Origin of the sequence: Acidithiobacillus acidisediminis (assembly GCF_023277115.1) — a bacterium.
GTDB lineage: Bacteria > Pseudomonadota > Gammaproteobacteria > Acidithiobacillales > Acidithiobacillaceae > Igneacidithiobacillus > Igneacidithiobacillus acidisediminis.
Genome location: NZ_JALQCS010000001.1, coordinates 2,333,046 through 2,345,889 on the forward strand (window position 1 = coordinate 2,333,046; position 12,844 = coordinate 2,345,889).

Annotated in this window: 11 protein-coding genes and 1 tRNA gene; 7 read left to right on the top strand and 5 right to left on the bottom strand. The window is 56.2% G+C overall.

Going from position 1 to position 12,844, the window contains the following annotated elements; genetic code table 11:
- Window positions 1-2: 2 nt before the first annotated feature.
- The 5 genes from M5D89_RS11725 to M5D89_RS11745 form a co-directional block, all read right to left on the bottom strand.
- Window positions 3-3,074: an error-prone DNA polymerase gene (locus M5D89_RS11725; RefSeq protein ID WP_248885980.1), complete on the bottom strand. Its 3,072-nt coding sequence runs from the start codon at window positions 3,072-3,074 to the stop codon at window positions 3-5.
- Window positions 3,058-4,470 carry a DNA polymerase Y subunit UmuC family protein gene (locus M5D89_RS11730; protein ID WP_248885981.1) on the bottom strand — a complete coding sequence of 471 codons (1,413 nt, stop codon included), beginning with the start codon at window positions 4,468-4,470 and terminating at the stop codon, window positions 3,058-3,060. The genes M5D89_RS11725 and M5D89_RS11730 overlap by 17 nt, the downstream gene beginning before the upstream one ends.
- Window positions 4,471-4,479: 9 nt before the next feature.
- Window positions 4,480-5,106, bottom strand: coding sequence for a translesion DNA synthesis-associated protein ImuA (imuA, locus tag M5D89_RS11735; protein WP_248885982.1), 627 nt, complete (start codon window positions 5,104-5,106; stop codon window positions 4,480-4,482).
- Window positions 5,106-5,714, bottom strand: a complete 609-nt coding sequence (gene lexA, locus M5D89_RS11740; RefSeq protein ID WP_248885983.1) for a transcriptional repressor LexA — start codon at window positions 5,712-5,714, stop codon at window positions 5,106-5,108. The genes imuA and lexA overlap by 1 nt, the downstream gene beginning before the upstream one ends.
- Window positions 5,715-5,787: 73 nt before the next feature.
- Window positions 5,788-6,438 (bottom strand): trimeric intracellular cation channel family protein, encoded by a 651-nt coding sequence (locus M5D89_RS11745; protein WP_346347721.1) that lies wholly within the window; start codon window positions 6,436-6,438, stop codon window positions 5,788-5,790.
- A 129-nt stretch (window positions 6,439-6,567) separates the two neighbouring features.
- Here M5D89_RS11745 and M5D89_RS11750 point away from each other — a divergent pair, with 129 nt between their 5' ends.
- The 7 genes from M5D89_RS11750 (at window position 6,568) to M5D89_RS11780 (ending at window position 12,821) form a co-directional block, all read left to right on the top strand.
- On the top strand, window positions 6,568-7,308 hold the full coding sequence (locus tag M5D89_RS11750) for an SDR family NAD(P)-dependent oxidoreductase (RefSeq protein ID WP_248885985.1): 741 nt from the start codon (window positions 6,568-6,570) through the stop codon (window positions 7,306-7,308).
- Window positions 7,309-7,312: 4 nt separating this feature from the next.
- Entirely contained in the window at window positions 7,313-9,121 is a 1,809-nt protein-coding gene (locus tag M5D89_RS11755) for an ABC transporter ATP-binding protein (RefSeq protein WP_248885986.1), read from the top strand.
- 196 nt (window positions 9,122-9,317) lie between these two features.
- The gene (locus M5D89_RS11760) at window positions 9,318-9,569 is read left to right on the top strand and encodes a hypothetical protein (protein ID WP_248885987.1); all 252 of its coding nucleotides are present in this window, start codon (window positions 9,318-9,320) and stop codon (window positions 9,567-9,569) included.
- 114 nt (window positions 9,570-9,683) lie between these two features.
- On the top strand, window positions 9,684-10,082 hold the full coding sequence (locus tag M5D89_RS11765) for a tetratricopeptide repeat protein (RefSeq protein WP_248885988.1): 399 nt from the start codon (window positions 9,684-9,686) through the stop codon (window positions 10,080-10,082).
- Between the two features lie 68 nt (window positions 10,083-10,150).
- Window positions 10,151-10,235 (top strand) — tRNA-Leu (locus M5D89_RS11770).
- Between the two features lie 82 nt (window positions 10,236-10,317).
- Window positions 10,318-10,602, top strand: a complete 285-nt coding sequence (locus tag M5D89_RS11775) for a hypothetical protein (protein ID WP_248885989.1) — start codon at window positions 10,318-10,320, stop codon at window positions 10,600-10,602.
- A gap of 284 nt (window positions 10,603-10,886) precedes the next feature.
- Window positions 10,887-12,821: a PrkA family serine protein kinase gene (locus M5D89_RS11780; RefSeq protein WP_248885990.1), complete on the top strand. Its 1,935-nt coding sequence runs from the start codon at window positions 10,887-10,889 to the stop codon at window positions 12,819-12,821.
- Window positions 12,822-12,844: the final 23 nt, after the last annotated feature.

Here is a 12,844-nt window from a genome sequence, read left to right on the forward strand (position 1 = left end):
ATTTAATGAAAATCGCGTGAAATACCGGTTAACAGCGGTGGTATACGCGCGCTCAGATCCACGAGTTCCTCGACAATGATGTTGTGCACATAGGGCCCCGTCTTTTCCAGGCGTCCCTGAATGGCCAGCAATCTACCGCGCAGAATCTGCCGTCGCCACTGTTCGACGCGTTGTGGCCAGACAATGAGATTGGCACGACCCGACTCATCTTCGATGGTCAAAAACACGGTTCCATGGGCTGTGCCTGGACGCTGACGATGAGTCACCATTCCTGCCAAGCGCACCTGCGTACCACTAGAGCGACGCAAGGACTGGGCAATGCTGTCGTACCCGGATCGCTGCAAACGTGTACGCAGAAATGCCAGGGGATGTGGCCCAAGACTCAGACCCAGCTGCTGGTAGTCTTCTACACAGAGTTCCTGGGCAGGGGCAGGTGGCAAGCCTGATGCCTTGACTGATGGCATCGGTGGGAGTGGCAAGGCAGCATTTTTGCGTAGCGCCAATACCTGCCACAACGCCTCGCGACGATTTCCCAACAAGGGATCAAACGCTCCGGCACGGGCAAGCGTTTCCAAACTACGCCGCCCTACTCCAGCATCATGAAACAAAATGGCAGGGTCCAGGGCAGCACTCGTAGCGCGCCAAGCCAAGCAGCGCTCAGCTTCTTCACGCGGCAAGCCTTTGATCTGATGCAAGCCCAATCGCAAGCGTTGCCCACGAGCACGACTTTCCCAATGACTGCGCTGGATGTCCACTGGCAGCACCGTCACCCCTTGTCGCTTGGCCTCTTGCACAATTTGTGCGGGCGCGTAAAACCCCATGGGCTGACTATTCAGCAAGGCGGCGGCAAATATGGCGGGGTGATGGCACTTGATCCAGGCGGAAGCATACACCAGGAGCGCAAAACTGGCGGCGTGAGACTCCGGAAAACCATATTCGGCAAAGCCACGAATCTGCTCGCAGAGTTGCTGGGCAAACTCCACCGCATACCCTCGCGCCGCCAAGCCTTGCAACAAGCGCTCCTGATACGGGCCTAGATTACCCTTGCGTCGCCAGGCGGCCATGGCGCGGCGCAGGCCATCGGCAGCGTCGCCATCAAAGCCTGCCGCGTCCATGGCAATCTGCATTACCTGTTCCTGGAAAATAGGGATACCCAGGGTACGCTCGAGAACCTTTTGCACCTCGGGGCCAGGATAGGAGATTTTTTCCCGTCCCGCCCGGCGCCGTAGATAGGGATGAACCATGCCCCCCTGAATCGGACCTGGACGAATAATGGCCACCTCGATTACGAGATCATAAAAACAGCGCGGCCGTAGCCGGGGTAGCATACTCATCTGCGCCCGCGACTCTACTTGAAATACCCCAAGACTCTCCGCGCGTTGCAACATCTTATAGACCGCAGGGTCTTCGCGAGGAATTGCCGCCAGGTCGCTGCCCAGATCAGTAAGCGCGCGCCGCAAGACACTGAGCATCCCCAAAGCCAGCAGATCCACTTTGAGAATTCCCAGCAGATCCAGATCGTTCTTATCCCACTGCAGTAGCGTCCGCTCGGGCATTCGTGCGGGCTCGATAGGCACCAGACTCGATAGGGGGGCTTGAGAAAGCACCATCCCACCAACGTGCTGCGACAGATGGCGGGGCATACCGACCAAGGCGTTCACGACGATGATCAAACGCTGAATGGCCGCACTTTGCGGATCAAAACCGGCTTCCTGCAAGCGTTCCGGCAGTACTTTACGGCCATCCCACCAAGCCAGATGGCGACTGAGCTGATCCTGCTCAGCGGGAGAAAAGCCCAAGGCACGAGCTGCATCACGCATTGCACTACGCGGACGATAATGAATGATTGTCGCGGTCAAGGCGGCATGTTGCCGACCATAACGGGTAAAAACAAACTGAATCACCTCTTCCCGGCGCTCATGCTCAAAATCTACGTCGATATCTGGCGGCTCGCCGCGTTCCCGGGATAAAAAACGAGAGAAGAGCAAATGGGCACGGGCAGGATCCACCTCGGTAATCCCCAAGGCATAACAAAGCACGGAGTTGGCCGCCGAACCACGCCCCTGACAGAGGATGGCGCGACTCTTGGCAAAACAGACAATCTCATACACCGTCAGGAAATAATTAGCATAATCAAGTTCGGCAACAATGCGCAGCTCTTCTGCCAATTGTTCTTGCACTGCTGCTGGAATTCCTGCAGGGTAGCGTTGCTGCAAACCTTTTTCAGCCTCCTGCTGCAGATATTGCTGCGGACTGTTTTGCTCTGGGCAGGCACCCTGCGGATAGATATAGCGCAATTCTGCCAGAGAAAAATGGCAGCGCTGCACGATCTGTACAGTCTCAGCAAGTAAATCTGCTGGATAGAGTTGTCCCAAACGCTGACGCGAACGCAGGTGGCATTCCCCATTTTTCGGCAGCGCCCAACCCAACTCCTGTAGCGGCTTGCCTTGACGAATAGCCGTTAGCACATCCAGTACAAAGCGCTCTCCACGGCGCGCCATACGCGCTCCCGTACAAGCCACCGCAGACAAGGAAAAATGCTCTTGCCAGCGGCGCAATCCCGCCAAATGCTCCTGGTGATCACCACTACAACGCAAAGAAAGACCGAGCCATAAGCGCTCTCTTCCCCAGGAAGAACAAAGGGATGCAATGTATTCTCCAGCCTGCTGCGGCTCTTGCCGGTAATCTGGAAGCACAATCGCCAAAAGCCCCACGAGGGGGAGCAAATCAGCCAAAAAAGCTCGATAGCCCCCCTTTTCTGCCCGACTGCGAGCCAGCGTGATCAACTGCGCCAGAGCGGTATACCCTTGTCGATTCTCGATCAACAAGATGGTTTCCAGCCCCTCTTCCAATCGCAGCGTTGCGCCCAGGAGTAAGGGCAAAGCAATCGACTGGGCATGGGTGTGGGCACGCGGCGCACTATACAGCGCACATTCCTCGGTAATGGCCAAGGCGGCGTAGCCCAGTTCCTTGGCACGATCGAGCAAGTCTTCTACTTCTGCCGTAGCCTGTAGAAAGCTAAGATTGCTCAGACAATGCAGTTCGGCATAGGACGGCTCAGGCGAAGTAGCCATGCAGGAAATAGTGGCCGGAGCGGCGATCGCGAAAGACCCAGCACTCTGCCCCATCGATACGCCGCCAACGAAAGTAGTCCCGGCTACAATCCCTGCCATCCCACCAACCACCCTCAATTCGTTCCAATTCTGCGGGCTCAGGTAAGAAAACCGGTGTGATTGCCTCCGGTTGAGGCAGCAACCACAAGGGACGCGGTGGGCAATCTGGCAGGGGAAAATGATCTTGTGGTCTATCAGGGGCCAGAACACGCCAAGCATATTCCGGGCGATGATCGGCATGGACCTGCACGCGATACACCTGATCCACGCCCAACCGAGCGCGCCAACGATCGAGTAATCGTCCTTGTTGCCGCGCCAAATCCTGCTCCCACAAACTGCCCTGCTCTCCTATCCAGTCTTGCGCATCGAGGGTACGCAGTTGTAGATAACGTATGGGAAAATCCCAGGAATATCGCAGCAATTTCTCTTGCCAGAGCTGCAGAAAAAACTCCGGACTGGTTAGCGGATCGCGGCTATGCAGCTGGGCGCAATATTGCTCATCAGCCCGTCCCCGCAAGCGCAACTCCCAGCCAGAGCTGGCACGGTGCCGCAAGCGTAAGCGTAACTCCTGAAAAGCACGGCGCAAAGAAAAACGCAATTCTTCCCAACTACTAACTTCCTGCAATAAAGGGAAAGAAACCAGAAACTCTTCCTGTACAGGCCAAGCATTCCGGGGGTCGGCTTCCTCACCCCGCATCCGGGCAAAAAAGCGTTCCCACTCGGGACCAAAGCGAAGCGCTCGCTCCTGCGGATCAAGCCGCATCCAATCCGCGCAAGTCTGCAGTCCTAAGCTTTGCCACAGTGCCCGAAGATGATCCGGCGCGGGAAACAATGAGAGGGGAAAGGCATGCCAACAATCGGCAAAGCTTTCCTGTGCAGGGCATTGGCACAACGCAGCATCGCTACATTGCCAAGCGAGCAATGCCGCCGCCAGGGGCGTAGCGGCCAACCCCAGGCGATAACTCAACCTCTCTCCAGCAAAATCGTAAATCGCCTGTAGTAATGTCGCAGCGTTTTCCCGCCATAGTCGATTGCCTTGCAGTTCCACCGCCAATACATGCGGCCACTCCGTGAGGGCTACTACCTGCGGCCCCCAGGCATACAGGAGCTGAGCAGCGCGATCCAGAAGGTTATGCTCCTGCTCTGCTGCGCGCGCCACCATCTGGATCTCTGGTGCCAGGGCCTTGGCTTGTGCCGTACTCATTCCGATCTGCAGGCCCTGCCTGACAGCTCCGCGATCCATCTGCCAAACACGCTGTCGGGCATCCGCAACCCACACCCCGGGCAAACGACCATCCAGATTCCAGAGCTCTGCCGCCAGGGCCGGGAAAACCAGCGCCAGCCACTGCTGCGCCATGTGCCCAGCTCAAATCGCCAACGGCAATTCCAGATTGGCCGCGGCAACGCCCGCACCGCGCCGCTTTTCCACCTGGACCTGAGTTTGCCCCGCCGCTGGCTGCAAGCGTAAGCGTAAGGCGGCAGAACTCCGGCTACTCACGGCGTCACGATAAAAGAAAAAACCCAGGCTATTTCCTGCCTCAGCGGCCAATTGCAAACGCCGCTGCGTGCTATCTTCCAGAGTGGGAGGCCAAGCCAGCACTGCACTACAGGTACCGGAACGCAGGGCCGATTCCAGCGCCCAAAGTTGATCCTGGCGCTGACGTGGATGGAGCACAAGCATGCGCTCCAGACGGACCCCCGCCGCCGCCAAGGCTGGCGCATAAGGAACATAGGGAGGTAGACACCACAGTACCCAGCGCTTTTCCTGCTGACTCAATGCGGCGATAGTCGGTAGCAAGAGGCGTAATTCCCCAATTCCATGGACTTGGCTATGAATCTCCGTGATTGCGCCCCGTGGCCAACCACCGAGCATATCGCGTAGGGCTGGGTGTCCGGGATCCTGCAGGTGCTTGCGTGCATCTACATCAGCGGATTGAGCGCGCCATAGACGCTGGGGATGACGGGCTAACAGTTCTTCGACAGCAGTTTTCATCACAGACCTCCTAAGCGCAGCAATCCGATCACCAGACCTTCCAGGCGGAGATCTTGCGTACGCAAATCGACTTCTATGGGAGAAAAATCCGGGTTTTCCGGCAACAAAAATACTTGGTGACCATCTTGACGCCAGCGTTTGACGGTAACTTCTCCATCCACACGTGCTACGACTACCTGGCCATTTCGCGCTTCGCTGCTTTGCTGTATGGCCAACAAATCGCCATCCAGAATTCCCGCATCGCGCATACTCATCCCCTGTACTCGCAGAAGAAAATCGGCTCCAGGAAAGAGTTGTGTGTCTACCGGCAAGCGCTTTTCCTGCAGACTCTCTGCCAGGATGGGCTGACCAGCGGGCACCCTGCCAATCACCGGAAGACCCGTTTCTTCCAGAACCTGATGCAGGAGTTGGATACCGCGCGCCCTTCCTTCTTGCAAACGCAAATATCCTTTGCGCGCCAGGGTCCGCAAATGGCTTTCGGCGGCGTTGGGAGAGCGGAACTGAAAGGCTTGCTGCAGCTCCGCCCGAGTGGGTGGCAAGCCCTGCTTGGCAATTTGCCCTTCAATCCATTGCAAAATCTGATGTTGCCGACGAGTCAAAGGTTCCACGCGATCCCTCTCCATACTCATTAACTGTATTTTTATACAGTATTCTGGGCAAATGCAAGCGCCCGCCTACCCTCTAGCGTGGATGCGGGAGAGACCACCGCCGATAGATCGCGAGGGTGCGCAAGGCAAACGTACAAGCAGCCCCAAACAGCAGACTGATCCAGGAGGGCAACTGTAGCCAGTCGCCGCAAAGCACCAGGACAGAGCCCAATAGGGCCGCGGATGCATAGATTTCGCCACGCAGCACCACAGGTACTTGTGCTGTCAACACGTCGCGCACCATGCCTCCTCCGATTCCACTGATCATCCCCAGTACCGCCGCCATCTCTGGCGCCAAGCCGTAGCTCAATGCCTTCTGTGTACCCGTTACCGCGAAAAGTCCCAAACCAGCAGCGTCAAAGAGCAGCACTGGGTACTGCAAGCGCTCAAAATATCGGTGAAAGAAAAACACCAGCACCCCAGCGCCAATGGCCAGAGCGATTCCATGCCAGTTTTGGATGGATTGCGGCGGGATGGCACCCATCAAAAGATCACGCAGAATGCCACCCGATACCGCGGTGACCACTGCCAGCACGAGAATGCCAAAAATATCCAGACTGGCACGTACCCCGCGCATGGCCCCACTCACCGCAAATACAAAAATTCCAATAAAGTTAAATAGTTGCAGGAATAAAGAGAAATGCATGATAAGACAATACACGGGAAAGTGCGTAGGGTAGCGCATATCCCTACCTACAGAAACATGGCCGCAGACCATGATTACCCAGCAGGGCTGTCGATTATTTGTTAGAATCCATCCCCTATCCCACGCGAAGACGATTGTCTTGGCTATGAGAATCAAGGAGCCTATTCCATGAGCAAACAGCAAAAAACAGCAGTCGTTACTGGTGCTTCCTCGGGCATTGGTGCTGCTACCGTAAAACTCTTGCATACAGAAGGCTATCGGATCGTCCTTGGCGCGCGCCGGATGGACCGTTTGCAACAACTGGCCCAACAGGTGGATGGAATCCCTCTCGAGCTCGATGTGACCTCTACGGCGTCCGTCACCGCCTTTGCCGCCCAGATCGATTTTCCCGTTGATGTCCTGGTGAATAACGCTGGCGGCGCGCTGGGCAAAGAAACTGTAGTGGAATGCAACGAGGAGCATTGGCTGCAGATGTATCAGAGCAATGTCTTGGGACTTGCCCGCGTCACCCGTGCACTCTGGCCTCATCTACAGCAGTCCCCTGCTGCTACGGTGGTCAATATCGGCTCCGTTGCCGGAGAGGAAACCTATGTCGGTGGCGCCGGCTACACCGCCTGCAAACATGCCGTACGAGCAATCACCGAGACCATGCGCTTGGAATGGTTGGGCCAGCCCATTCGGATTACCGAGATCGATCCCGGCCTTGTCGAGACGGAGTTCTCCCTGGTTCGCTTCGCGGGCGACCGCAGCGCCGCCAAGGCCGTCTATCAGGGCATGACACCATTGGTAGCAGAAGACATCGCGGAGGCCATTCGCTGGGTCCTTTCCCTACCCGAGCATGTCAACATCGATCGCTTGGTCATCAAACCCCGCGATCAGGCCCGCGTAGACAAGGTCGTTCGGCGCTAAGCCAATGGCAGCCAATCCCTGGCAGCGGCCCACAAGCAAGAATTGGCACGCCCTTTTCTCCCTCTTTCCGTTCTTGCGGCCACGGGTATGGCTATTGTTCTTTTACGCACTCGCCCTGTTACTAAGCGCGATGGGCACCCTCGCCCTGCCGCAGGGGGCACGCTACCTTCTGGACCATGGCTTTCACAACGCCCGCATCCTGTTATTGGCGAGCATTGCGCTACTGCTCTTGGGGATTTTTACTACTGCAGCACGCGCTGCGCGGGAGGCCCTCGCCACCTGGATCGGACAAAAGGTAGTCGCCGACTTGCGCGAGCAAGTCTTTGCCCATGCCCTGCATTTGCCCGCGATATTTTACGAAAAATTTCGCACGGGCGAGGTGATTTCCCGCCTGAGCAGTGACGTTACCATCCTCCGCTTCGGACTGGCGGGGGTTCTTGGAGGTGCATTACAACATGGCCTGACCCTGATTGGTTCGTTGATCTTGATGGTTGTCACCGCGCCCATCCTCGTGCTCCCGGTGATTGTCATTGTACCCCCGCTGGTTTGGGTCAACCTGCGTTCCGGTCGCTTGCAGCGAACCTATAGTCGACAGGAGCAAGATTATCTAGCCGACCTTTCTGCGCACACTGAGGAAAGCATCAACGCCATTCGTACGGTACAGGCACTGACGCGGGAGAGCGCGGCGAGGACCACCTATCAGGAGGGAATTGCTGGCTTACTGCAACAGGTGCGTGGACGGATTCGCGTACAGGCGGTCGCGTCGCTGCTCAGCGGCTTTCTCATCTTCCTCCTACTCGCTGGGATGCTCTATCTGGGCGGCTGGCGCATTCTGCATCACCGCGGCAGTCTGGGCGGCCTTACCGCCTTCCTCATCTACGCCATGTTTGCCACCTCTGCGCTCTCCTCTCTTGGCAGTCTGTGGGGGCAACTGGGACGCCTGCTGGGCGCCATTGAGCGCCTCTTATCTCTGCTGGACCAGAAAACCGAAGAAACTGTCGAGGAAACAGCACATATCTCAAGCCTGGAGTACGAGGAGCATAGCAAGCCAGCGGCGCTCTCTTTTGAACAGGTGTTTTTCTCCTACCCAAGTCGGCCCGACATCGCCACTCTGGAAGCCATCGACTTGCGCATCGCACCAGGCGAGCATCTTGCCCTAGTCGGCGCATCCGGAGCAGGGAAAAGTACATTTTTTGAACTGCTACTACGCCACTACGCACCCACTCAGGGACGTATTCTCCTTGATGGTCAGGATATTGCAGCGCTCCGCGTGCATGACCTACGCCAGCAGATTGCCATTGTACCTCAGCATCCGGCCATCTTTTCCCTTAGCGTGGCGGACAACATCCTGCTCGCTCGTCCCGGTGCCTCGACAGCAGCCTTGCGCGCCGCCATGCGTGCAGCGCGGGTGGATGAGTTTGCCGATCAACTCCCGGAGGGAATTGATACCCACGTAGGCGAGAAAGGGATTACCCTCTCTGGCGGCCAACGCCAGCGGATCGCCATTGCCCGTGCCCTGTTGCGAGACCCGCGGATTCTCATTCTCGACGAAGCCACCAGTGCTCTCGACGCCGAAAATGAGCGATTGATCCAGGAGGCGCTGGCCACGCTCATTCGTGGACGAACCACGTTGGTTGCGGCCCACCGACTGGCTACCATTCGCGATGCGGATCGCATTGTCGTGCTGGAATCTGGCCGCATCACCGCCATTGGCAACCATGCCCGGCTGCTCGCGCAATCCCCGGTGTATCGCCACTTCGCCAGTTTACAGTCTCTTGACGAGCAACCAGAGTCCATAGCCGCATCGTCGTGATCTGACAACAATATTACAAAATATTTTCAAACGGTTAAGGGAAGGCCCCAATCCACGTCGGGTCATCGCAACAATAATGCGATCTTCTAGCCGAGCAGATAACGTATATCCCATTGTTTTGTTTTGTTTTTTATTGTTGGCACAGCGTTTGCTTAATCCGGATGCAGTTCACTGTTACTTTTTGAGGAGAAATTCCATGTCTGTCAAAACTTCCGCTATCGTTGTTGCCTTGGCTTCCTTGTTTGCCGTCTCCAGCGCCTTCGCCACCACCTCTGCTGCTACTTCGGCAAAGCCTGCAGCGAAGGTGGAAACCCACAAAGCGCCGATGAAGAAGGAAATGAAGAAGGTCGAGCACAAGACTCCGGTCAAGAAAGAGATGAAGAAAGTCGAGCACAAGGCTCCGGTCAAGAAGATGGAAGCCAAAAAAGCTGAGGCCAAGAAGAGCTAATAGCTTTAATCAAGCGGCAACAAGCTGGGGGCCAATTGGCCCCCATACTTTATCCGGAACTCCCGTGCGGTATGATAGCCTAACGTAAAAGCAATTGCCGGACGTCAAGCGACCATGACCCACAAAGCCATTCACATTTTTCTTGCCGCAGCCTTCCTCGTTGCCACCCCTGTCTGGAGCCTTGCTGCGGATCACACCCTGAGCAATGCAAAAATTGCCCATCTGCAGCGGTCCGCCAAACTCGGCTACGGACCCGCGCAGTACGAGTTGGGCTTGGCCTACGCCGCTGGTGATGGCCTCCCCCAGAACCTGCAACTTGCGGCATTCTGGTGGCAAAAAGCGGCAGAGAATCTAGATGGCGCCGCGCAATTACAGCTCGGTACAGCCTACGCCCATGGCTGGGGCGTGCAGAAAAACATGGATCTGGCCATTCACTGGTGGCAAAAGGCAGCACAGGACGGCAACCACGTTGTCGCCGATCAAGCCCGCTTGCTGCTCGATCAAGCAGCCTGACCGATCAAGCCCCATCAGGCGGCGCAAGCGAGGACAAACCCAAAGCCTGCTGCTATACTCCTGAGCCTGCCCAAGTGGCGAAATCGGTAGACGCAAGGGACTTAAAATCCCTCGGCTTATGCCGTGCCGGTTCGAGTCCGGCCTTGGGCACCACCGTTTATGACCATGGCGACTCGGGAACGATTTTGCGCGCCATTAGTCCCATTTTGTAGGGTGGGGTACTTGGGAGCGGCGAATGCAAGTACGCATGGTGGGTATGAAAAAGTTGGCCTGGTGGCAAAAGCTGGGGGTTTTTGTTGCGCTACTCGCCTTTTCTGCGATTGCCCTGCTATTTTTTGCGGTCTTTCTTGGCCTCCTTGCTGCGACGCTGGTGTTTTCTAGCCTTTGGGTTCTTTGGCGGCGCTGGCGTCTGCGCCACACTCAACATCTATACCAGGATGGGACTCTACGTGCGGAGTACCGCGAGATTCGGCGTGGGGAAGAGCAGTTTCCTAGGCGGAATGATTCCGCAAGCGAATAGTTCCCGTCGCACTATGTTAGTGCATTACTCGCGTCGCCCGCAAAAGGTATCGCACCGTTATGGCGCAGCTTTCTCCTGGAGCTGTCCGTAAGCGCACAGTCCTAGCGCATTTTGGCTTCTCCTTCTCGCTCCCTGCCCAATATTGGGGTCTTCGCGGTCCAAGAGTACCTGGCACAGATATGCTGCTCTCCCAGTGCGACAGGGATTGATAGGGAAACGTCCAGCCCATTTCAACGTCTAAGTTTTATGACCAGAGGGAAGCCCAAGGGCAAGGAGTGTGTAGTATGACTCTGTTTGACAATTACCAAGAGCGTTTCTTGCAACAGCAAGAAAGTATTCTCTCTCTGGACGAGTATTTGGAGCTCTGCCAGACCGAACCATTGGCCTACGCCAGTGCAGCCGAACGGATGTTGGCTGCCATCGGCGAACCCCGGATTCTCGATACCCAGGCAGACCCGCGTTTGGCGCGCATCTTCATGAACCGGAAACTACTGACCTATCCGGCGTTTGAAGACTTCTATGGGATTGAGGACGCCATTGAAAACCTGGTGGCGTACTTCCGCCACGCCGCACAGGGGCTGGAAGAACGGAAGCAGATTCTCTATCTGCTGGGCCCGGTGGGTGCCGCCAAGTCCTCCCTTGCGGAGCGCCTCAAGACACTGATGGAACAACACCCCATTTACTGCCTGGCAGCCCACGGCAAAGTTTCGCCGCTTTTTGAGTCGCCCTTGGGTCTATTCGATCCGCGCGAAGATGGGGCCATTTTGGAAGACCGCTATGGCATTCCGCGGCGTGCCCTCCATGGTGTCATGTCTCCCTGGGCGGCAAAACGTCTGCGCGAATTCAATGGTGATATTCGGAAGTTTACGGTGCACCGCTTACTCCCCTCGCAATTACATCAAATCGGCATCACCAAGGTGGAGCCTGGCGACGAAAACAATCAGGACATCGCCAGCTTGGTAGGCAAGGTAGATATCCGCAAGCTGGAAGATTTTTCCCAGGACGATCCCGATGCTTACGCCTACTCCGGCGGTCTGAATGTCGCCAACCAAGGGGTGCTCGAGTTTGTGGAGATGTTCAAAGCACCCATCAAGATGCTGCATCCGTTGCTGACTGCGACGCAGGAGGGCACCTATAACGGTACGGAAGGCTTTGGCGCCATGCCCTTTCAGGGGGTTGTGCTCGCCCACAGCAACGAATCCGAATGGTCGGCGTTCCGGAATAATCGACGCAATGAGGCATTCCTCGATCGTGTCTATATCGTCAAGGTGCCCTACTGCCTGCGCGTTACGGAAGAAACGCGCATCTATCATAAGCTCCTCGAAAACAGCGCCTTGGGCAATGCTCCCTGTGCGCCGGATACCCTCGATATGCTCGCCCGATTCTCCGTGCTCAGTCGTCTCAAGGAACCGGGCAATAGTAGCCTGTGGTCAAAGATGGAGATTTATGATGGCAAGACCCTGAAAGACAAGGACCCGAAAGCCAAGAGCCTGCAGGAGTATCACGACGCCGCCGGCGTGGATGAGGGAATGGATGGGATATCGACTCGTTTTGCCTACAAGATTCTCTCTCGCACCTTCAACTATGATGCCGATGAGGTTGCGGCAAATCCGGTACATCTGCTGCACATCTTGGAAACCCAGATACGCTCAGAACAGTTCCCCGAAGATCAGGAAAACCGGTATATCGGTTTCTTGAAAACCGAACTGGCACCACGGTATGCCGAGTTCCTTGGCCTGGAAATTCAGAAGGCATACCTCGAAAGCTATGGTGAATATGGACAGAACCTCTTTGATCGCTATATTCAGTATGCAGATTTTTGGTTGCAAGACACGGAGTTTCGTGATCCCGATACCGGCCAGTTGCTGGACCGCGCATTGCTCAACGAAGAGTTGGAGAAGATCGAAAAACCGGCAGGCATTGTGAATCCCAAGGATTTCCGCAATGAAGTGGTAAATTTTGTCTTACGCGCCAAGGCCGCCAATGACGGCGTTGGACCCGCTTGGACCAGCTACGAAAAGCTACGCTCGGTCATCGAAAAGAAGATGTTTGCCAATACGGAAGATCTTCTTCCGGTAATTTCTTTTGGCAAGAAAAGCTCTTCGGAGGACGAGCGCAAGCACCAGGATTTCGTCAGCCGCATGACTGCGAAGGGCTACACGGAAAAACAGGTCCGTCTGCTGGTCGACTGGTATATGCGCTATCGCAAGCATCATTGAGCTTGCAAGCAGGCGCGTGGAGG